Annotated in this window: 21 protein-coding genes; 9 read left to right on the top strand and 12 right to left on the bottom strand. The window is 42.9% G+C overall.

Going from position 1 to position 20,490, the window contains the following annotated elements; all coding sequences use genetic code 11:
- Positions 1–36 precede the first annotated feature (36 nt).
- From D3222_RS09515 to tssD, 3 genes are all read right to left on the bottom strand, one after another.
- A complete protein-coding gene (locus tag D3222_RS09515; RefSeq protein ID WP_118985942.1) occupies positions 37–339 on the bottom strand; it encodes a putative hemolysin in 303 nt (100 codons plus the stop codon).
- Positions 340–392: 53 nt separating this feature from the next.
- Entirely contained in the window at positions 393–725 is a 333-nt protein-coding gene (locus tag D3222_RS09510; RefSeq protein ID WP_011146789.1) for a DMT family transporter, read from the bottom strand.
- 666 nt (positions 726–1,391) lie between these two features.
- Complete coding sequence (gene tssD / locus D3222_RS09505; protein ID WP_255417024.1) at positions 1,392–1,730, bottom strand: type VI secretion system tube protein TssD; 339 nt, start codon at positions 1,728–1,730, stop codon at positions 1,392–1,394.
- Between the two features lie 230 nt (positions 1,731–1,960).
- Here tssD and ttcA point away from each other — a divergent pair, with 230 nt between their 5' ends.
- Complete coding sequence (gene ttcA, locus D3222_RS09500) at positions 1,961–2,881, top strand: tRNA 2-thiocytidine(32) synthetase TtcA (RefSeq protein ID WP_369973506.1); 921 nt, start codon at positions 1,961–1,963, stop codon at positions 2,879–2,881.
- Between the two features lie 368 nt (positions 2,882–3,249).
- Here ttcA and zntB read toward each other — a convergent pair whose 3' ends face one another.
- On the bottom strand, positions 3,250–4,233 hold the full coding sequence (zntB, locus tag D3222_RS09495; protein WP_118985940.1) for a zinc transporter ZntB: 984 nt from the start codon (positions 4,231–4,233) through the stop codon (positions 3,250–3,252).
- Between the two features lie 16 nt (positions 4,234–4,249).
- A complete protein-coding gene (locus tag D3222_RS09490) occupies positions 4,250–5,872 on the bottom strand; it encodes a peptide ABC transporter substrate-binding protein (RefSeq protein ID WP_118985939.1) in 1,623 nt (540 codons plus the stop codon).
- A 173-nt stretch (positions 5,873–6,045) separates the two neighbouring features.
- On the opposite strand from D3222_RS09490, the gene tpx reads away from it, so the two are divergent.
- Positions 6,046–6,549, top strand: a complete 504-nt coding sequence (tpx, locus tag D3222_RS09485) for a thiol peroxidase (protein ID WP_118985938.1) — start codon at positions 6,046–6,048, stop codon at positions 6,547–6,549.
- A gap of 42 nt (positions 6,550–6,591) precedes the next feature.
- Here tpx and tyrR read toward each other — a convergent pair whose 3' ends face one another.
- From tyrR to pspA, 7 genes are all read right to left on the bottom strand, one after another.
- Positions 6,592–8,175, bottom strand: coding sequence for a transcriptional regulator TyrR (tyrR, locus tag D3222_RS09480; RefSeq protein ID WP_118985937.1), 1,584 nt, complete (start codon positions 8,173–8,175; stop codon positions 6,592–6,594).
- Between the two features lie 256 nt (positions 8,176–8,431).
- Positions 8,432–9,496, bottom strand: coding sequence for a YcjF family protein (locus tag D3222_RS09475; RefSeq protein ID WP_118985936.1), 1,065 nt, complete (start codon positions 9,494–9,496; stop codon positions 8,432–8,434).
- A complete protein-coding gene (locus tag D3222_RS09470; RefSeq protein WP_118985935.1) occupies positions 9,493–10,890 on the bottom strand; it encodes a YcjX family protein in 1,398 nt (465 codons plus the stop codon). Before D3222_RS09470 ends, D3222_RS09475 begins: the two co-directional genes overlap by 4 nt.
- A 44-nt stretch (positions 10,891–10,934) precedes the next feature.
- A complete protein-coding gene (locus D3222_RS09465; protein WP_198672776.1) occupies positions 10,935–11,111 on the bottom strand; it encodes a hypothetical protein in 177 nt (58 codons plus the stop codon).
- Between the two features lie 44 nt (positions 11,112–11,155).
- Entirely contained in the window at positions 11,156–11,509 is a 354-nt protein-coding gene (pspC, locus tag D3222_RS09460) for an envelope stress response membrane protein PspC (protein ID WP_118985934.1), read from the bottom strand.
- Positions 11,509–11,727, bottom strand: a complete 219-nt coding sequence (gene pspB, locus D3222_RS09455; protein WP_118985933.1) for an envelope stress response membrane protein PspB — start codon at positions 11,725–11,727, stop codon at positions 11,509–11,511. Before pspB ends, pspC begins: the two co-directional genes overlap by 1 nt.
- Before the next feature lie 36 nt (positions 11,728–11,763).
- Complete coding sequence (gene pspA, locus D3222_RS09450; RefSeq protein ID WP_118985932.1) at positions 11,764–12,438, bottom strand: phage shock protein PspA; 675 nt, start codon at positions 12,436–12,438, stop codon at positions 11,764–11,766.
- A 196-nt stretch (positions 12,439–12,634) separates the two neighbouring features.
- Between pspA and pspF the strand changes: the two genes are divergently transcribed.
- The 7 genes from pspF (at position 12,635) to fabI (ending at position 20,164) form a co-directional block, all read left to right on the top strand.
- A complete protein-coding gene (gene pspF / locus D3222_RS09445; protein WP_118985931.1) occupies positions 12,635–13,639 on the top strand; it encodes a phage shock protein operon transcriptional activator in 1,005 nt (334 codons plus the stop codon).
- Positions 13,640–13,895: 256 nt separating this feature from the next.
- Complete coding sequence (gene sapA / locus D3222_RS09440; protein ID WP_118985930.1) at positions 13,896–15,560, top strand: ABC transporter substrate-binding protein SapA; 1,665 nt, start codon at positions 13,896–13,898, stop codon at positions 15,558–15,560.
- Positions 15,557–16,522, top strand: coding sequence for a putrescine export ABC transporter permease SapB (gene sapB, locus D3222_RS09435; protein ID WP_118985929.1), 966 nt, complete (start codon positions 15,557–15,559; stop codon positions 16,520–16,522). Before sapA ends, sapB begins: the two co-directional genes overlap by 4 nt.
- A complete protein-coding gene (gene sapC / locus D3222_RS09430; protein ID WP_118985928.1) occupies positions 16,509–17,399 on the top strand; it encodes a putrescine export ABC transporter permease SapC in 891 nt (296 codons plus the stop codon). The genes sapB and sapC overlap by 14 nt, the downstream gene beginning before the upstream one ends.
- Entirely contained in the window at positions 17,399–18,391 is a 993-nt protein-coding gene (gene sapD / locus D3222_RS09425) for a putrescine export ABC transporter ATP-binding protein SapD (protein WP_118985927.1), read from the top strand. Before sapC ends, sapD begins: the two co-directional genes overlap by 1 nt.
- A complete protein-coding gene (gene sapF / locus D3222_RS09420; protein WP_118985926.1) occupies positions 18,392–19,201 on the top strand; it encodes a putrescine export ABC transporter ATP-binding protein SapF in 810 nt (269 codons plus the stop codon).
- 174 nt (positions 19,202–19,375) lie between these two features.
- Positions 19,376–20,164 (top strand): enoyl-ACP reductase FabI, encoded by a 789-nt coding sequence (fabI, locus tag D3222_RS09415; RefSeq protein WP_118985925.1) that lies wholly within the window; start codon positions 19,376–19,378, stop codon positions 20,162–20,164.
- The last annotated feature ends 326 nt before the right edge of the window (positions 20,165–20,490 follow it).

Raw genomic sequence — 20,490 nt, 5'->3', positions numbered from 1 at the left:
CTGCTCATATCATCAATGAGTTGCTTGATTTCTATCTCAAATTGATGCACAAGAACCTTGCAACAATGCCCTTTCATCACAACGTTTACCATTTGCCAACTGGCAAACAGGTACTTGCGCGCCGTTTAATTGTATTGCTAATGCAGGCATACCACCTGCATCAGAACAAATTACCCTGGCATTATCTCTAAGAGCAACTTCCGGTTGAAAGTATTGTATCGCCTGATATTGAATAGATATTTTCCCTGCCTGGCTACTACAACCCGCTAATACAGCAATACTAAAGAGTGCTCCTAATAAGACTGTCTGGAATCCTTTCTTATGACTGACGTTTAACATATTTCTTCTCCAGAAAACGATTCCGGGAAAACAGGAGCACCATTAATTGTTAATTAATGTGCACTACTGTTAGAAAGCAGGTTTATGACCATTACACCCGCAACAATAAGAGCCATACCTAAAATAGCCGCCCAATCCAGTTTCTGCTGATATAAAAATATCGCGGCAATAGAAACCAACACAATACCCAAGCCAGACCATATGGCGTAAGCAATTCCCAATGGCACCACTTTGACCACCTGAGATAACCCCCAGAAAGCGATGCCGTATCCAACAATGACCAGTATAGAAGGGAATAATTTACTAAACCCATCAGAGGCTTTTAATGAAGCCGTTGCTATAACCTCAGCAACAATTGCCATTGCTAAATATACAAATCCATTCATATCTTTACTCTCTATAGTAGGAAAAACAAATCGACTAACATTAATAGACAAAACTGGCTGAATCTATCACAAATGTTTTAAGGTGTAACGTAACAAAATTGATATATTTCGTTCCTTAAATCCAATTCAGACCTTATTTACCACCTGTTCAAGAAGTACCGCACAGGCAGGAAAATCGTTGGAGAGATTTTACAGGGAATATGGAAAAGTGCTAATGATAGGTTACAGCTTTGAGATTTAGATCAGCATCATTCGCACGATAACCTTTAGGATTTCTAAGAAAACATAGCACTGTAGAATTAAAAACTTGTACATTTATAAGCTAAAAATAATCTTATCATTTGATTAAGCAATGATGGTTGCGAAACTATAAGGAAGTTACGTTGCCTAACGTTGAACTAACATGTTAAAAACCACTACGAGAACAAATAGAGTATATGAAAATAAACATTCAACCCGGTTTCTGTATCGTACAACAACCTAAGGGATTAAGCTTTCAAGCAAGTCGGTTATTAAATCAGCGTAACATCAATTGAATTATTGAATAAAAATATATTTCATTACCATTAATATTTGAAAGAATTCTTCTTCATATCAATGGCAATGTACCTATTTGAAAAACACATTTATATTCCAACCAAAACATAGGCGTATAAAATTTATTCATCAATAAACCATCTCATACCAAATGCAATATCCTGATGTTCCCGCCATATGATGTCGACAAGTAATATTAGCATACTGAACTGAAACAACCTCCTCCGGCTGACCATTATTATCATTAATAACATGCGGATAATTAACATTTAAATTGCAAATTCTTGCTCCAGTGAGCAAGATGGAATAAAAAAGTTCTTGTGAACCTATTGGAGAGGTCCGATAAATATCAAATGTTAGTTCCAGTTTTTCACGGTTAGCAGCCGCTATCATTAACAATGGGGAAGATTTATCTAATAATTTAATGAAGTTTACCGGCTGATAATTAACATGCTGAGCAACAGTCAGACCATGATTGAATTACAGCACCGTAATTCGATTTTCATCTCCATTCTGATACCGGTTACCAATAGAATCCAGAGTATGGGCGCTCTTCACCTTCGACAACAGAAAAAGCTATCAATTGATTAGCATTAACAGGTAAAAACGAGCGGAACCTATCACAAACTCTTTTAAGGTGTCAGGTAATAAAAATGGTATACTCCACCCCCTAAATCCCATTTAAACATTATCTACGAGTGTCCGTGGTGGATCAGAAACAACAATATAACCTGAACAAATTACAAAAGCGTTTACGCCGTGATGTCGGTCAAGCAATCGCTGATTTCAATATGATTGAGGAAGGTGATCGCATTATGGTCTGCCTTTCTGGTGGTAAAGATAGTTATACTCTGCTGTCTATCCTGCAAAATCTGCAAAAAAGCGCTCCGGTTAATTTTTCACTTGTTGCAGTTAATCTGGATCAGAAACAACCCGGTTTTCCTGAGCATATCCTTCCCGCTTATCTGGATGAACTGGGTGTCGAATATAAAATTGTCGAAGAAAATACTTATGGCATAGTGAAAGAGAAAATACCCGAAGGTAAAACAACGTGCTCACTCTGTTCCCGTCTACGCCGTGGCATCTTATATCGTACAGCCACTGAGTTGGGTGCAACGAAAATTGCATTAGGCCATCACCGTGATGATATTTTGCAGACTTTATTTCTCAACATGTTTTACGGTGGCAAACTAAAAGGTATGCCACCAAAGTTGATGAGTGATGATGGTAAACATATTGTCATTCGCCCGCTTGCCTATTGCCGTGAGAAAGATATTGAGCGCTATGCAACCGCCAAAGCATTCCCGATCATTCCTTGTAATCTCTGTGGTTCACAACCCAACCTGCAACGCCAGGTTATTAAGGATATGTTACGGGAATGGGATAAGCGTTATCCGGGCAGAATTGAAACCATGTTTCGGGCGGTACAAAATGTCGTTCCATCTCATCTCAGCGATTTTAATTTATTCGATTTTAAACATATCACTCACGGCAGCGAAGTTATTGATGGTGGTGATCTCGCCTTTGACCGCGAAGAATTACCCATACAACCCGTTGTTGATATAGAAGATCAGTCCGATTATCAATCGGAACGGTTGGATATTGTTGAAGTAAAATAGTTATTCTTACTGCCTGCAACAATTACGCCCATTGGGGTAGGCATTTAATCATACCGCTCTGGATATATTTCAGAGCGTTAATTTCTTCTTCTTTTTCGTCTTGATTTTTATTTAGTTTCCTACAACGACAATGAAAAATAAAAAAAGCCGACATTATAAATTAATATCGGCACAAGAATGGGCAATTATTCTGTATAAAGACTTATGTGAGAAAAACTACAATTACGGAGAACAACGTTCATCGCTTAACGTTGTTTTCACCTGCGAGAGTTATCATGCCTCAATGACGACTGGTGAATATTGATATATCTCAAATTAAGAATCAGTTTTAGTAACATTTCCCCGCAGTTGTGTTTCTTATTTAATTTTCATAACCATTTACTTTGTTTTAACCACCACGCAACAAGCAAAACCAACCCGAATAACAATAAACAAAAGAGAGCAAAACCTAAATAATATTCATTGCCAGGAATACCACCAAGGTTGACACCAAATAACCCAGTCAGGAAGGTTGTCGGCAAAAAAATCATAGCAAGTAATGACATAGTATAAGTACGGCGGTTCATCGCATCCGCCATTATGGATGTCATTTCATCTGAAATAACTGCCGTGCGAGCAATGCAACCATCCAAATCATCCAATTCTCTTCCCAAGCGGTCAGATATTTCCTGCATTCGGTGACGATCTTCATCACTCATCCAGAGTAATCTTTCACTCGCAAGACGGGCAAATACATCTCGTTGAGGCGCCATATAACGACGCAGAATAATCAATTGTTTACGCAATAAAGCTAACCCACCCCGTTCTGGTATCCGTTGCTCCAGAATCATATTCTCAAGCTCAATAAGGTTGTCATGAAGATCTTCAATAAAATTACCCACTTCATCAGTTATCGCATCAACCATTTCAACCAACCAGTGCCCGGTCGTTTTCGCACCTATGCCATTTTGTAAATCATGCAATACCTGCTCAAGTGAATGCACTTTACGATGACGACTGGAAATAACAATTTCAGCATTAATATAAATACGGAACGTGACTAGTTGATCGGGACGTTCACTTTTATTGCTATTAATTGTTCGCAGCGTGATCATCGTCCCACCGCCAGTGCGGATTATTTTCGGCCTAACACTCTCTCCAGCCAGCCCCTTTTTGACAGTTTCTGGCAACAAATCAGTGTCCATTATCCAGCGATAACTCTTCGGATTATGGTAATCCAAATGTTGCCAAAAAGGTTGAGTTGGTGTGGCGAATCCATTCATATCAATCGCTGTCATGCCGCCTTGACCATCAAACTGACAAGCATAGACTGCATCAGCCTCTTTCAGTGATGAGCCATAAATGGTTTCCACATCCAACTCCTTATCCTCAGTGCTTAATTATGTACATAGTATGACTATATGCCACGTCTTCAGGATTGGTGATCGGGTATCCTTTTAGCCAAGGCTTTATCAACCTGCCGTTAGTGTATTGATAAATCGGTGCAATAGGCGCCTGTTCAGCAATCATTTGCTCCGCTTTATTATAGTCATCATTCCTTAACGCATTATCTGTTCGCAAGCTAGCGGATTGTAGCAATTTGTCATAATTCGCCTGATGGAATTTAGCAATATTGCCACTATGCGTTGAAGTTAACAGGCTTAAAAATGTAGAAGGTTCGTTATAATCACCAACCCAAGATGCACGAATAACATCAAAATTGCCCGTGTTACGGCTATCAATATAAGTTTTCCATTCCTGATTCATCAGATTCACTTGCACACCCAGTTTCTTCTTCCACATAGAAGCAATAGCGATAGCAATTTTCTGGTGGTTCTCGGAATTATTATAGAGCAGAGAAAGTTTCAGTGGATTGTTCGGCCCGTAACCAGCCGCTTGTAACAAAACTTTGGCTTGTTGGTCCAATTCTGCTTGTGTATGTTGTTCCATTTCACTGATCATCGGCTGGAAACTGGCGGTCACATCCGGCGTAAAATGCCAGGCAGGTTTCTCGCCTGTCCCCAAGACTTTTTCCGCAATGACTTTACGGTCAATTGCCATGGAAAGCGCTTTACGCACTCTGGCATCATTAGTCGGTGCACGCTGTGTGTTAAAAGCGTAATAATAGGTCCCCAACTGATCCGGCGTATAGACTTGCCCAGGTAAATCATGCTGCAATTTTTTATACCTATTTTTCGGGAAGGATTCGGTAATATCCAAATCATCCGCCAGATAGCGTTTAGTGGCGTGTGATTCCTGATTAATTGGTACGAATGTGACTTTGGTCAGCACCGTTTTTTTATGCTCCCAGTAATAAGGGTTTGGTGTCAGGACGATTTTTTCATTAACAATTCGATCATGTAATTCGAAAGCGCCATTCCCCACCAAATTGCCAACTTTTATCCACTCTTTCCCATATTTTTCTACTATCTTCTTATTGACCGGATAGAGACTGAAATTCGCCGTCAGGTTAGGAAAATAAGGCACAGGCCGGTTTAGCGTCACCTTTAGTGTGTGTTTATCAATGGCCTCAACACCCAATTTTGCAGGAATTAATTTACCATCAATAATTCCCTGAGCATTTTCAATACCCGCTAGTGCGGCAAACCAAGCAAAAGATGACGTATTAGCCGGCGTGACCAACCGCTGCCAACTATACACAAAATCTGTCGCGGTAACGGGCTCGCCATTTGACCAACGGGCATCGGAACGCAACGTAAAAAACCAAGTTTTGTTGTCTGCTGTTTTCCACGCTACCGCGACACCAGGAATGGCGTTGCCATACGCATCCTGATTCACCAGCCCTTCAAACAGATCACGCTGAACTTGCGCCTCTGTCAGACCGACGGCATTAATCGGGTCTAAGGATGCCGGTTCGTCTTTTAGATGACGCACCAGTTCCTGTTTGTCATTAAGTTGAGTGCCAGGAGGAACTTCCGCGGCAAAAGCAGAAACGGTGATAAGAGAACTATTGATAAGTAGTGCACAAGAAATCAGATTGAAATAGCGCATAAGGTAATAGTCTGCCCTGTTATAAAATAGATATCCCATTATTAAATTATAAACCATTGCCAAAATGACACAATCAGACAATTTTACTCTCACAAGCACTATTTTTGATGGGCAAGAGCCGGATATTCTTCTACACTGGGCAATCGTGGTTCATTTATCAGAGGAAGAAAACTATGACACAAACAGTAAAATTTCAAGGCAATGATATCGCCGTAAGCGGCCAGTTCCCAACATCAGGGGAAAAAGCGAAAGATTTTACTCTGACAGCCAAAGATCTCTCCGATATCTCTCTTAGCCACTATGCCGGAAAAAATAAGGTGCTGAATATTTTCCCAAGTATCGATACCGGTGTTTGTGCAGCATCAGTACGTAAATTTAATCAGGTCGCGAATGATTTGGAAAATACCGTCGTACTGTGCATTTCTGCCGATCTGCCTTTTGCTCAGTCCCGTTTCTGTGGCGCGGAAGGGTTATCAAATGTCGTCACGCTGTCTACCCTGCGTGGCGGTACTTTCAGTGAAGATTATGGCGTTGCCATCAGCGACAGTCCTCTGAGTGGTCTCACAGCCCGTGCAGTCATTGTGCTTGATGAAAGCGATAACGTGATTTATAGCCAACTGGTTGATGAAATCACTAATGAGCCAGATTACGATAGCGCACTGGCCGTACTGAAATAAATCCCGTGATTTATATAGTGCCCACTTCCGGTGGGCATTGTTTTATTCGTCATCATCCGGTTCATATTCAGTAGCATGCTTCCTGCTACTCAGACCATATTCTCTCAATTTATTGGCAATTGCCGTATGCGATACCCCAAGACGTTTAGCCAGTTTACGCGTGCTGGGATAGTGCCGATAAAGACGCGTTAACACCGAACGTTCAAAACGTTTACTGATTTCATCCAGAGAACCATTGAACACATCCTCACTAAAAGAAACCTCTGTTTCAAACTCTGGTAGTTGTATATCCCGCGGCGTCAGCTCCATATTTTCGAGCTGAGTCAGCGCCCGATAGATGGAATTTTGTAACTGCCTTACGTTACCGGGCCAACTGTAACTCGTCAGAAAGTGGGAAAGTTCAGGGGACAATTTCGGTTTCAGTACTCCCTGTTCTTCAGAAAAACGCTCAATAAAATACTCCACCAGCGGCATAATATCTGCTTTGCGATCACGCAACGGCGGGAGTGTAATCGCCAACACATTCAGGCGATAATAGAGATCTTCGCGAAATTCCCCTCGCTGCACCAATTCAACCAGATTTTTTTGTGTAGCACAGATAACCCTGACATTCACTTTGACTTCGTTTTCTTCCCCTACTCGGCGAAAAGTACCGTCATTCAGAAAACGCAGCAGCTTAATTTGCATCTGTGGCGACATTTCACCAATTTCATCCAGTAAAACAGTGCCACCATTAGCCTGCTCGAAGAAACCTTTCTTTCCTTCAATTGCATTAGGATAAGCGCCGGCAGCATAGCCAAACAGTTCACTTTCTACTACATCATCCGGCATCGATGCGCAGTTCAACCCCAAAAAAGGCTGTTTTCCGCGTAAGCTGTGTAAATGACAGGCTTTTGCCAGAATATCCTTGCCAGTTCCTGTCTCGCCAATCAGCAACAGTGGCGCATCCAGCATCGCCATTTTACGGGCCTGCTCAATAATCTGAGTCATTTTTGGACTAACAGCGATAATCGTCTTAAACTCACTACCATCATTGACAGCCAGTTTTTTCAGTTGATTCCCTATTCGAGCCGCGGATTTGAGCATAATCACTGTGCCAACACACTGCATTTTCTGCTTTTCATCAATCAGTTGAATGGGAGTAATATCCATCAGGTAGTCCAGACCTTTGAGAGTTATCCTTTCCACACGTTGCTGGACATTTTTATTTTCAAACCAGCGCGAAAAGTTATAACCGCTGATAAACTGCCCGATAGGTTTTTGATAAGTTTGTTCCTCACTAACACCAAACAGCTTAAACACCGCAGAGTTAGCAAGCTCAATATTTCCTTTCAGATCAACTGAAAAAACAGGCTCAGGCAAGGATTCCAACAGTGCACACATCGCTTTGTGTTCTCTTTCAGAAGGCATGAAAGAGACGGTACGAACATCAATAACACCATTAATACGGCGAATTTCCGCCATCAATTTACGAAATACATTGAAATCAACTGGTGAAAAATTAAGGTAAATCCGGCCGATTTGGGATATTTCTATCCCTTTTAAATCAATATTCTCTAACACCAGTAGATCGAGCAATTCACGGGTCAGCCCAATTCGATCATGGCAAATAACTTCTAAGCGCATCTGTTTTGACCTTATTTACACGAATACATATAATTTTTTAAAATACTACTCTCTACGATTATTCATATGAAGCATTCTGTCAGTAAAAATTGACCAGACTCCGATTTTTTAATGTCGTAAATAACACAGCATTTGAAACTTTCACTAAAATAAACAAATTTTAAGATTGATTATAAAACAGATTAATAAAATAACGTAAAATATTGTCGTTATCTGGATATTTTGTGCGTTCAGATAGAATTAAAACATATATCATTTAATTAACTATATTCTTAGCGTTATTTGGCAGGATATTCTTAAGTTGAGTGATTAGCTGACGACGGAAATCTCCTAATTTAGGTTTGTCACCTTCTATCCAAGGTAATGGCCGGCATAATTCCATCGCTTTGATACCCAGTCGGGCGGTCAGTAAACCGACACCGATCCCTTGAGCGGCTCTGGCAGAAAGACGCGCGGCGATATCCTGCGATAACCAATCCATACCCACTTCCCGCACCACTTCCGAAGCACCAGAAAAAACAATATTCAGTAGAACAAGGCGGAAGAGCCGAATACGACTAAAATATCCCAGTTCAATACCATATAGAGCGGCAATACGATTAATTAGCCGGATATTACGCCAGGCAATAAATGCCATATCGACAATGGCCAACGGGCTGACTGCTATCATTAATGCTGATTCCGCAGCACAGCGGCTGATTTCAGCCCTGACTTGAGAGTCCAAAACAGGTTGAACCCATTTACTGTACAACACCACCACTTCACGATCGTTATGTGTATCATGTAAAGCGGCCCGCCAGCGCTGTAACGCCGGGTGATGCTGTTCGATACCCGCCTGACTTGCCAACTTCTCACAAAATTCCCGCCCTTTACCCACACCATGATGTTGCAATAACGCTCTCGCAGTATCGCGCTCCTCAGACCGCATTCTCAGCCGATAAAGACGACGCCATTCACTGACAAGAGAACCTATACCCGCAAAGACAATCATGCCCCCTGCCGCCGCTACACTTAACGCGCTCCAATCTTGTTGCCGCCATGATTGATAAATCCACTGTACAAGCTGAGCAACAACACTCACGCCCAATAAAATCAGAGCGCCATATACCATTTTACGCCAGCAACCATGCTTGGGTTTCAGTGCTGCGTTAACTATCCCTTCCACCTGACCTTCGCGCTCTTCCGTCTCAAGCTCCGACGATACAGGATAGAAATTCGCCATGTCTTTTTCATCGAAAATCTGAGCGGGTTTTAAAACCGGCTCTTGTGGCCCCGGTAAAGGCTCTTCAAAGTCAATTCTTGGCTTCAAGGGCTCCGTCATTTCACTTTATCTCCCACTAAAAATTCCAGCACGGTATCCAACCGGATATGAGGCAACGATGTATCAACATTTACCGGACAAGGGCTAAACTCCTCGAAAGAGAAACCCTGTTTTTGCCAGAAATTATCCTCAGGTAAACGCCGTGGCACCTCTCCGGGAAAAAATGTCAGTGATTTACCATCTGTAAGCCGATATCCTTTCAACGCCGGAATCCTTTCACCATTATGTTCAATCATGCCACTTTCTGTCGCCCGTACCGATGCCAGGCCAACACAATCCATGCTGATACCTTCAAAAGCCGCATTTTGTCTGGCTTCCTGAACCAATTGCTGGAGTAAAGAAACCAAATTAGCATGCTGATCTGCGGTAACATGATCTGCCTTACTAGCCGCAAACATTAATTTATCAATGCAAGGGGAAAACAGGCGGCGGAAGAGCGTTCGTTTACCATAATGAAAACTCTGCATTAATTGTGTCAACGCCAAACGCATATCATCAAATGCTTGTGGTCCACTGTTCAATGGCTGTAAACAATCGATCAATACAATCTGCCGATCAAAACGTAGAAAATGCGCTTTATAAAACCCTTTCACAACCGACTGGCAGTAATATTCAAAGCGCTGACGCAACATACCGATATTCGTGTGTTGATCTGCCTGAGCAAATTGTGACTCTGTAGTATTGTTGATATCCGGCCACGGGAAAAATTGTAAAACCGGAGCACCCATCATGTCACCGGGCAGAACAAATCTCCCCGGTTGAATAAAATGCAACCCTTGCTCTTTGCATTTAACCAAATATTCCGTATAAGCCTGAGCAATAGCAGCCAATAGATTCTCATCCGCGGGTGCCAGTGGATCGCACTGTTTGCAAAGTTCCAACCAAGGTTTTGCCCATTCAGCCCTTTGTCCCCGCAATAAGCCATTCATCTGATGTGACCATGCTAAATAACTTTGTGCCAACATCGGTAGATCTAACAGCCATTCGCCGGGATAATCCACAATTTCCAGATATAACGTGGCAGTTTCTTTAAAATGACGCAGCAGAGAATTCTCAGAACGGTAACGAAGCGCCAGCCGGATTTCACTGACACCCCGTGTCGGTGTCGGCCAGACAGGTGGTGTGCTGTAAAGTGCGGTCAACCCTTCATCATAAGTAAAACGAGGAACGCCTAAATCGCGTTGAGGAACCCGTTTTACCCCCAACAAACGACCATCACGCACAGCAGAAAATAACGGCAACCGGGCACCGCTATGGAGGTTAAGTAGCTGATTAACCAAAGAGGTGATAAACGCTGTTTTACCACTACGACTTAATCCTGTTACAGCTAACCGCAAATGGCGATCTATCCCACGATTAACCAGCGCAGTTAATTCATTTTGCAGCCGTTTCATGTCTCTCCTATGATAAATATTACGATCAGGCAATACCAGTTACATCATTTAACTTTTCCTGCAACTCGTGCTTGCAGGGTTTCACGCTGACATTGCATCTCTTGTTTTGCCAACTTATGAGAAACCCAAACCGTGTTAGGGTCATCGGCTTCATTCAGACCTTGTTTCACTTGTTCCCGGAACCAATTATCGTGTTCCGCCGCTTCATGACTTCGTTTCAACGCTAATTACCCCACAACTAGCCCAAGGCATTCCTAAATTATTATCAAAGCTGCCTGAAACGACTGCGAACGCTGAACGTTTCCGAGGTGACATAACGCTCCATTTGGCGCAGACGAATCTCTCCCGATTTCAATTGATAATCAATTTCATTCAGCAAGTTTTGGGCTGAAAAATAGCCCTCTTGGGTATAACCCGTGGGCGCCGGATCAAGGATGAAAACCAGTACAATATAGGCAACAACCACAAAACCAAACAGGCCAAAGAAGAGTGACAATACCGCGATAACACGAATCAAACGTACTGGCACATCAAAATAATAGGCCAACCCGGCGCAAACACCTTTAATCTTGCCCTTCTCAGGTATCCGGTACAGTTTCCGGCGGTTACCATTCGACATTATGATTGCCTCCAGTTAGGATGTTCTGCATCCAGAATATCTTCCAATGTTTTAATTCGTGCCTGCATATGTTGTACACGCTCTGCCAGATGCTGAATTTCATGCTGATCCAACTGACTTTGGTTTGAATTCCGGCTGTTATAATGCAACCACAACCAGATGGGTAATACAAAAAGTACGAAGATAGTCAGTGGAATGCCAAGAAATATAGAACCCATCACTTTTCCTTAATGGTTAGTTGAGTGCAGCAACATTTAATGTTGTTCTTTATTAGCATTTATTTTAGCCTTCATTGCCGCTAACTGCGCACTGATTTCATCGTCTGCTTTTAATTCAGCAAACTGTTGATCCAGAGATTTTTGTTTTCCCATGCCCACGGCTTCTGCTTCCGCTTCCATATGATCGATACGGCGTTCAAATTGTTCGAAGCGAGCCATTGCCTGATCAATTTTACCGCTGTCAAGTTGATGACGAACCTGCCGGGAAGAGGCTGCCGCCTGATGACGCAGAGCCAACGCCTGTTGTCTTGCTCGAGTTTCGCTAAGTTTGTTTTCAAGCTCAACAATCTCCCCTTTCATACGCTCAAGTGTCTCTTCCAATACGGTTAATTCATGTTTCAATGTATCCACTAAAGCAGCCACTTTCTGTTTTTCAAGCAGAGCTGCCCGCGCTAAATCGTCTCTCTCTTTATTCAACGCCAGTTCCGCTTTTTCCTGCCAATCGTGCATCTGTTGTTCACCTGAGGTAATGCGGCGAGATAACTGCTTTTTCTCCGCCAGGGCACGAGCAGAAGTTGAACGAATTTCAACTAAAGTATCTTCCATTTCCTGAATCATCAGGCGAATCATTTTCTGCGGATCTTCCGCTTTATCCAGTAATGAAGAGATATTGGCATTCACGATATCAGCAAAACGAGAGAAAATACCCATAGTAAATTATCCTCTTTGGTTAAGATTGGTTGGTACTATTGATGTCACTGCTATTTCCTATCCCATACTCATATCAAAAGTCGTGCCAACTTTTTATTTACTCTACTTTTATGAAATATAAAGAAATTTTTTTATTTGACTTTTTACCACAACGTAATAAAGTGGCTAAAATAACCAATTGTTGGTGAAAATGACTATGAATGACACCACGGAAAATCTATTAGGTGAAGCAAACAGCTTTATTGAAATCCTGGAGCAGGTATCCGCGCTGGCAAAATTAAACAAACCCGTTATCGTTATTGGGGAACGCGGAACCGGCAAAGAACTGATTGCCCGCCGTTTGCATTATTTATCCCCCCGCTGGCAAGGACCATTTATCTCCCTAAACTGCGCGGCTTTGAATGAAAATTTATTGGATTCAGAGTTATTTGGTCATGAGGCTGGCGCATTTACTGGCGCACAAAAAAGACATCAAGGAAGATTTGAACGTGCCGATGGGGGTACGCTATTTCTTGATGAACTGGCAACCGCACCAATGCAAGTTCAGGAAAAGCTATTGCGCGTCATTGAATATGGGCACCTCGAACGCGTTGGCGGCAGTCAACCATTACAAGTCGATGCTCGACTGATATGCGCGACCAATGATAATCTGCCCGCAATGGCAGCTAAAGGGCAATTCCGCGCTGATTTGCTCGATAGATTGGCTTTCGATGTGGTTAAAATCCCACCATTGCGGCAACGGCAGCAAGATATCATGTTGCTAGCACAACATTTTGCTATTCAGATGTGCCGCGAACTTGATTTACCACTATTTCCCGGTTTCACTGACCAGGCAAAAAAGCAGTTACAGAATTACACTTGGCCCGGTAATATCCGTGAACTGAAAAATGCCGTGGAACGATCGGTTTATCGTCACGGCGAAAATTCTGCTCAACTTGATAATATTATTATTAACCCATTCGCCTCCACACTGCATTTTATAGCCAATGTTGATGATAGTAATGATTTATCTTCACGACTTCTGCCTTCACTGCCTGTTAATTTGAAACAGTGGCAACATGACAGCGAACGACAATTAATAGAGTTATCATTAAAAGAGAGCAGGTTTAACCAAAGAAAAGCAGCAGAGAAACTACGGCTGACCTATTATCAATTACGAGGTTTAATGAAGAAACATGATATCAACGTCGGCGATAAGTGAGCCGGATTACAGATAAAAAAAAGCCAGCACCCGAGCTGGCTAAAAAACACTGGAAGCAATGTGAGCAATGTCGTGCCTTTCCTGGGACATAACATCTGTTCCCGGTAAGTGCGATACAGATGATAATGGTTATCAATACGTTTTGTAAAGCACTTTGTTGAGAATTTTTCTCATTACCATCCCCGCAGCGTTTTTTTGGGCTCAAGCGCGAATTGAGATACAATGTGTCAATTCTAATTAATAACAGATGCCTTATATGCGCAGTTTGATTTATTGGATCATATTATCCCTTTCAGTCCCGGCTATTGCAGAAACAATAGCTACGCCTGAAAAAAAAACCCACGTTCCGGCTGACATTCAGCAACAAGGGTTTATTTATTGCGTTAACGGTAACCTGAATACCTTTAATCCCCAACTGGCTAGCAGCGGCTTAACTGTCGATACACTGGCAGCACAACTCTATGAGCGTTTACTGGATGTTGACCCTTACACTTACCGTTTGCTCCCTGAATTAGCCTCCCATTGGGAGGTACTGGATAATGGCGCTACCTACCGTTTTTATTTGCGCCATAATGTCTCATTTCAATCAACAGACTGGTTTACTCCGACCCGCAACATGAATGCTGATGATGTCATCTTCAGCTTTAAACGTCTGTTTGATAAGCAACACTATTATCACGACGTCAATGGCGGGCATTACCCCTATTTTGACAGCCTCCAACTGGCCGATTCTATTCAAAGTATCCGTAAACTTAATGAATATACGGTGGAGTTTCGCTTGAAAGAACCAGATGCTTCTTTTCTTTGGCATTTGGCAACCCACTATGCCCCAATACTTTCACAAGAATATGGGCAACAATTGCATCAAATGAACCGCCATGAACAAATTGACTGGAAACCTGTCGGCACAGGCCCGTTTATGTTGGAAGATCATCGGACCAGACAATTTATCCGGCTAGTTCGCCATGATCAATACTGGAAAGGCAAACCACAAATGCGCCAGATAGTTATTGACGTCGGTGCCGGCGGTACCGGCAGGATGTCCAAACTCTTAACCGGTGAATGTGATGTATTAGCGTATCCCGCTGCCAGTCAGCTTACAGTTTTACGAGATGATCCCCGCCTGCGTCTGACTTTACGCCCAGGAATGAATATCGCTTATCTGGCTTTCAATACCAGCAAGCCACCACTTGATAAGCTACAGGTTCGGCAAGCCATTGCCTACGCTATTAATAACCAACGGCTGATGCAATCCATCTATTATGGTACGGCGGAGACAGCCTCATCAATTTTACCTCGAGCGTCATGGGCTTATGATAATCAAACTGAAATTACGGAATACAACCCAAAAAAATCCCGTAAGATGCTCAATGATCTCGGATTAAATGGCTTGCAATTGAGCTTATGGGTACCTTCCGCCTCTCAATCATATAATCCAAGTCCACTCAAAATGGCAGAGCTGATTCAGGCCGATTTAGCACAAGTTGGTATTACCATGAGTATCAAGCCTGTTGAAGGCCGCTTTCAGGAAACCAAACTGATGGATAAATCTCACGATATGACCTTATCAGGCTGGTCAACCGACAGTAATGACCCAGACAGTTTTTTCCGTCCACTGTTAAGCTGCGCGGCTATCGCTTCACAGACAAATTTCAGCCATTGGTGTGATCCAACATTTGATAAAATTTTGCGGGAAGCTTTGATTAACCAACAATTATTATCCCGAATTAAGTATTATCATATGGCTCAACAAACCCTTGAGCAGCAATTACCTATATTACCATTAGCCTATTCTCTGCATTTACAGGCTTACCGTCATGATATTAAAGGGCTAGTACTCAGTCCATTTGGTAATGCCTCTTTCGCTGGCGTTTATCGGGAAAAAGAGACTAACCGAATGACTCAGAAGGATGGCAAATGATTATTTACACTCTCCGTCGTCTGTTATTGCTGATTATTACCCTGTTTTTCCTGTCACTGATAAGCTTTAGCCTCAGTTACTTTACCCCCAATGCTCCACTCAGCGGGGCATCCCTATTTGACGCTTATATATTCTACTTCAACAGCTTATTACTATGGGATTTTGGCGTATCCAGCATTAATGGTGAACTTATCAGCGAACAACTACGGGAAGTGTTCCCCGCCACAATGGAGCTCTGTATTCTGGCTTTCTCTGCCGCCTTGCTAATCGGCATCCCACTCGGGATTATTGCGGGAGTATGGCGTAACAAACCAGCGGATACTGTTATCATCTCCATTGCTTTAGTCGGATTTTCCATCCCAATTTTTTGGCTAGCATTATTACTCACCCTATTTTTCTCCCTTTATCTCGGCTGGCTACCCGTCTCCGGGCGCTTTAATCTGCTATATCAGATTGAACCTGTTACAGGTTTCTCATTAATTGATGCCTGGTTATCAAAATCACCCTATCGTAATGAGATGATCATCAGTGCCCTGCAACACTTGCTGCTACCCGTTATTACACTCGCCGTTGCACCGACAACCGAAGTTATCCGGTTGATGAGAAACAGCACGGAAGAAGTTTTTGGTGAAAACTACATCAAAGCCGCCGCAACCCGTGGTTTATCAAGGCTGACAATTATCCGTCGTCATGTATTACACAATGCGTTGCCCCCTATCATTCCGAAACTGGGATTACAATTTTCCACCATGCTGACACTGGCAATGATGACGGAACTGGTATTTAACTGGCCGGGACTTGGTCATTGGTTGGTCAGTGCCATTCGTCAGCAAGATTATTCCGCCATTTCCGCCAGTGTTATGGTAATTGGCACACTGGTGATTTCCGTTAATGTTCTGTCCGATATTATTGGCGCGATGACTAACCCTCTGAAGCATAAGGAATGGTATGCCCTTAGATAATTTTTATCGTGAAAAGAAAATGCCGTCACCGATAAAGGTCATCTGGCGCTTTTTTTATTCTGACATGTTGGCAATGATGGGGTTTTATGGGGTGCTGATTCTGATCGCCCTAAGTCTGTTTGGTAGTTATCTGGCCCCCTATAAGCTCGATCAACAATTTCTTGGTCATCAGTTACTACCACCTTCATGGTCATATCACGGTAATATCGCATTTTTTCTAGGTACCGACGATCTTGGGCGCGACATTCTCAGCCGATTACTAATAGGGACGGCCTCTACATTTGGTTCAGCGCTGTTAGTCACTTTAGCAGCCGCTTTATGTGGTCTGATTATCGGCTGTCTGGCAGGCATGACACGAGGACTGAAATCCGCGGTGCTCAATCATATTCTCGATACATTACTCTCTATCCCATCACTATTGCTGGCAATTATTGTCGTCGCCTTTGTCGGCGCCAGTTTGCAACATGCAATAATCGCTATTTGGTTGGCGCTATTGCCACGTATCGTTCGCACCGTTTACAGCGCGGTTCACGATGAGCTAGATAAAGAATATGTGATTGCCGCCCGCCTGGATGGTGCCTCTAATTACCATATTCTATGGTACGCCGTATTACCAAACATTACCGCCGCCTTGATCAATGAGCTAACTCGTGCCCTTTCTATCGCCATACTTGATATCGCTTCACTTGGTTTTCTTGATCTTGGCGCCCAACTTCCCTCACCCGAATGGGGAGCCATGTTGGGCGATTCACTGGAGCTAATCTATGTTGCGCCCTGGACCGTTATGTTGCCCGGCGCGGCAATCATGTTCTGTGTCTTGTTAGTCAATTTATTAGGTGATGGATTACACCGAGCAATTAATTCCGGGGTGGAATAATGCCATTACTCGATATTCGCAATCTCACTATTGAATTTATGACTGCCAAAGGGCCAGTTAAAGCGGTTGATCGCGTCAGTATGTCACTGATAGAAGGTGAAATACGCGGTCTGGTGGGTGAATCCGGTTCAGGTAAAAGCCTGATTGCCAAAGCAATAAGCGGAGTCACTAAAGATAATCTCAAAGTGACGGCTGACCGTTTTCGCTTCGATGATATTGACCTGCTCCGTCTGACTCCACGTCAGCGCCGCAAAGTGATCGGCCACAATATCTCAATGATTTTTCAGGAGCCACAATCCTGTCTTGATCCTTCTGAAAATATTGGTCAGCAACTCATTCAAGCCATCCCTAGCTGGACTTACAAAGGCCGTTGGTGGCAACGTTTCAAATGGCGAAAACGCCGGGCTATTGAATTACTCCACCGTGTGGGAATTAAAGATCATAAAGACATTATGAGTAGCTTCCCTTGCGAATTAACGGAGGGAGAGTGCCAAAAGGTCATGATTGCTATCGCGTTGGCTAACCAACCACGTCTGTTGATTGCAGATGAACCAACCAATGCGATGGAACCAACCACGCAAGCTCAGATTTTCCGTCTGCTAGCTCGATTAAATCAGAACAACCACACCACCATTTTACTGATAAGTCATGACTTGCAAGTTATGAGCAAACTGGTGGATCGCATTAATGTTCTCTATTGTGGCCAAACGGTCGAAAGCGCCGTTCCCGATGAATTACTGATAACACCACACCATCCCTACACACAAGCGTTAAGCCGCGCTATCCCTGATTTTGGTCGCTCGTTGCCCCATAAAAGCAGGTTAAACACCTTATCAGGCGCTATTCCATCCCTTGAACATCTGCCAATCGGCTGCCGTTTAGGTCCGCGTTGCCCTTATGCGCAAAAAACGTGTATTGAAACACCACGGTTGCGGGTGATTAAAAATCACGCTTTTGCCTGCCATTTTCCACTGAATCTGGAGGAACAGTAATTGGTGAATACTCTGCTGGAAGTTAGGAATTTGGCTAAAACTTTTCGCTATCGAACCGGTTTTTTTCATCGTCAATATCTTGATGCGGTAAAACCCGTTAGCTTTACCTTAAAAGCTAAACAGACACTGGCGATTATTGGTGAAAACGGTTCTGGCAAATCAACACTGGCAAAAATGCTGTCAGGTGTCATCGAGCCAACTGCCGGTGAAATCATGATCGAGGGACATAAACTCACTTACGGTGATTACAGTTATCGCAGCCAACGTATTCGCATGATATTTCAGGACCCAAGTACGTCGCTAAATCCTCGTCAGCGTATTGGACAAATTCTTGATATTCCTCTTCTGCTTAATACCGAACTCAATACAGCGGAGCGGGAAAAACGGATCAACCAGACATTGCGACAAGTTGGCCTGTTACCGGACCATGCCAATTATTATCCACATATGTTAGCCTCAGGCCAGAAACAGCGAGTAGCACTGGCGCGCGCATTGATATTACAACCTCAGATTATTATTGCTGATGAGGCATTAGCATCACTCGATATGTCTATGCGATCTCAAATCATCAATCTGATGTTGGAATTACAGGAGAAACAAGGTATTTCTTACCTCTATGTCACCCAGCATCTTGGCATGATGAAACATATCAGCGATCAGGTGCTGGTCATGCATCAAGGGGAAGTTGTTGAGCGGGGAAATACAGCAGAAGTGTTGGCTTCTCCTTTGCATGATATGACCCGCCGTCTGATCGCTAGCCATTTTGGTGAAGCACTCACCGCTGATGCCTGGCGGCAGGATATTCCTTAACATATAGAAAACGATAATCACTGCTCGGAGCAGAATGCAAAATACAGCATATTTCTCTCTAGCGTGATAGAATTACTGGGTTTATTAACAATAAAACGTCATATTGATATTGTCTCTGTGAGTAATTTTAATCCATGAATATCATTATCGGCGTTATTACACAAGGATACTGTTATGGGTTTTATGACCGGCAAGCGCATTCTGATCACTGGCGTCGCCAGTAAACTTTCCATCGCTTATGGTGTTGCAAAAGCTATGCATGACCAGGGAGCGGAGCTGGCTTTCACTTATCAAAATGACAAGTTGAAACCTCGTGTTGAAGAATTTGCCGCTTCCCTAAACTCTACTATCGTTCTGCCTTGCGATGTAGCTGAAGACGCAAGCATCGAAGCCCTGTTCACCGAACTGAGTAAAGTTTGGCCAAAATTCGATGGTTTTGTTCACTCCATTGGCTTTGCACCTGCTGATCAACTGGATGGTAACTATGTCAGTTCCGTTACCCGCGAAGGTTTTAGAATCGCGCACGATATCAGTTCTTACAGCTTTGTTGCCATGGCAAAAACTTGCCGTGAAATGCTGAACCCAAATTCTGCTTTACTGACTCTCACCTACCTGGGAGCAGAGCGCTCAATCCCTAACTATAATGTCATGGGGCTGGCAAAGGCATCTCTGGAAGCTAATGTTCGTTATATGGCTAACGCTATGGGTGCTGAAGGTGTTCGTGTTAACGGTATCTCTGCCGGACCTATCCGCACTTTGGCAGCGTCTGGCATCAAAGATTTCCGTAAGATGCTGGCTCACTGTGAAGCCGTTAACCCAATTCGCCGCACCGTAACAACTGAAGATGTTGGTAACGCTGCGGCATTCTTGTGCTCGGATCTGTCCGGCGGTATTACCGGTGAAATCCTGCATGTTGACGGTGGTTTCAGCATTGCCGCAATGAATGAACTGGAATTGAAATAATCTGATTAATAATCAGTAATTTTCAACTCAATAAGGCCAAGGCCCGAAAAGTCAGTTTTTCGGGCCTTTTATTATCAATAAAATAATAAATTAATTAAACCATTAAACCATTAAACCATTAAACCATTAAACCATTAAACCATTAAACCATTAAACCATTAAACCATTAAACCATTAAACCATTAATAATAGGTAAAAATTAATTTTAAATCAAAATATAAAAAACTATTGGAGAGAATTATTAAATCTTTGTAATTAAAGAGTTAAATGATATTATCTTATAATTGCTTTACCGAAATAAAAAATATTATCTCGTTTCCTTGCAC

Source organism: Photorhabdus sp. CRCIA-P01, assembly GCF_003545805.1.
Lineage (GTDB): Bacteria > Pseudomonadota > Gammaproteobacteria > Enterobacterales > Enterobacteriaceae > Photorhabdus > Photorhabdus antumapuensis.
Note: the sequence above shows the minus strand (reverse complement) of the source record. Positions and strands in the feature narration are given on the sequence as shown.

Excerpts from the sequence above, each read along its gene's own strand:
- tyrR (WP_118985937.1), bottom strand. The coding sequence starts at position 8,175 with ATGCGCTTAGAAGTTATTTGCCATGATCGAATTGGGCTGACCCGTGAA.
- sapD (WP_118985927.1), top strand. The coding sequence starts at position 17,399 with ATGCCATTACTCGATATTCGCAATCTCACTATTGAATTTATGACTGCC.
- D3222_RS09510 (WP_011146789.1), bottom strand. The coding sequence starts at position 725 with ATGAATGGATTTGTATATTTAGCAATGGCAATTGTTGCTGAGGTTATA.
- sapB (WP_118985929.1), top strand. The coding sequence starts at position 15,557 with ATGATTATTTACACTCTCCGTCGTCTGTTATTGCTGATTATTACCCTG.
- pspB (WP_118985933.1), bottom strand. The coding sequence starts at position 11,727 with ATGGGTTCTATATTTCTTGGCATTCCACTGACTATCTTCGTACTTTTT.
- D3222_RS09515 (WP_118985942.1), bottom strand. The coding sequence starts at position 339 with ATGTTAAACGTCAGTCATAAGAAAGGATTCCAGACAGTCTTATTAGGA.
- sapA (WP_118985930.1), top strand. The coding sequence starts at position 13,896 with ATGCGCAGTTTGATTTATTGGATCATATTATCCCTTTCAGTCCCGGCT.
- fabI (WP_118985925.1), top strand. The coding sequence starts at position 19,376 with ATGGGTTTTATGACCGGCAAGCGCATTCTGATCACTGGCGTCGCCAGT.
- pspA (WP_118985932.1), bottom strand. The coding sequence starts at position 12,438 with ATGGGTATTTTCTCTCGTTTTGCTGATATCGTGAATGCCAATATCTCT.
- pspF (WP_118985931.1), top strand. The coding sequence starts at position 12,635 with ATGAATGACACCACGGAAAATCTATTAGGTGAAGCAAACAGCTTTATT.
- D3222_RS09475 (WP_118985936.1), bottom strand. The coding sequence starts at position 9,496 with ATGACGGAGCCCTTGAAGCCAAGAATTGACTTTGAAGAGCCTTTACCG.
- pspC (WP_118985934.1), bottom strand. The coding sequence starts at position 11,509 with ATGTCGAATGGTAACCGCCGGAAACTGTACCGGATACCTGAGAAGGGC.
- D3222_RS09490 (WP_118985939.1), bottom strand. The coding sequence starts at position 5,872 with ATGCGCTATTTCAATCTGATTTCTTGTGCACTACTTATCAATAGTTCT.
- sapC (WP_118985928.1), top strand. The coding sequence starts at position 16,509 with ATGCCCTTAGATAATTTTTATCGTGAAAAGAAAATGCCGTCACCGATA.
- D3222_RS09470 (WP_118985935.1), bottom strand. The coding sequence starts at position 10,890 with ATGAAACGGCTGCAAAATGAATTAACTGCGCTGGTTAATCGTGGGATA.
- tpx (WP_118985938.1), top strand. The coding sequence starts at position 6,046 with ATGACACAAACAGTAAAATTTCAAGGCAATGATATCGCCGTAAGCGGC.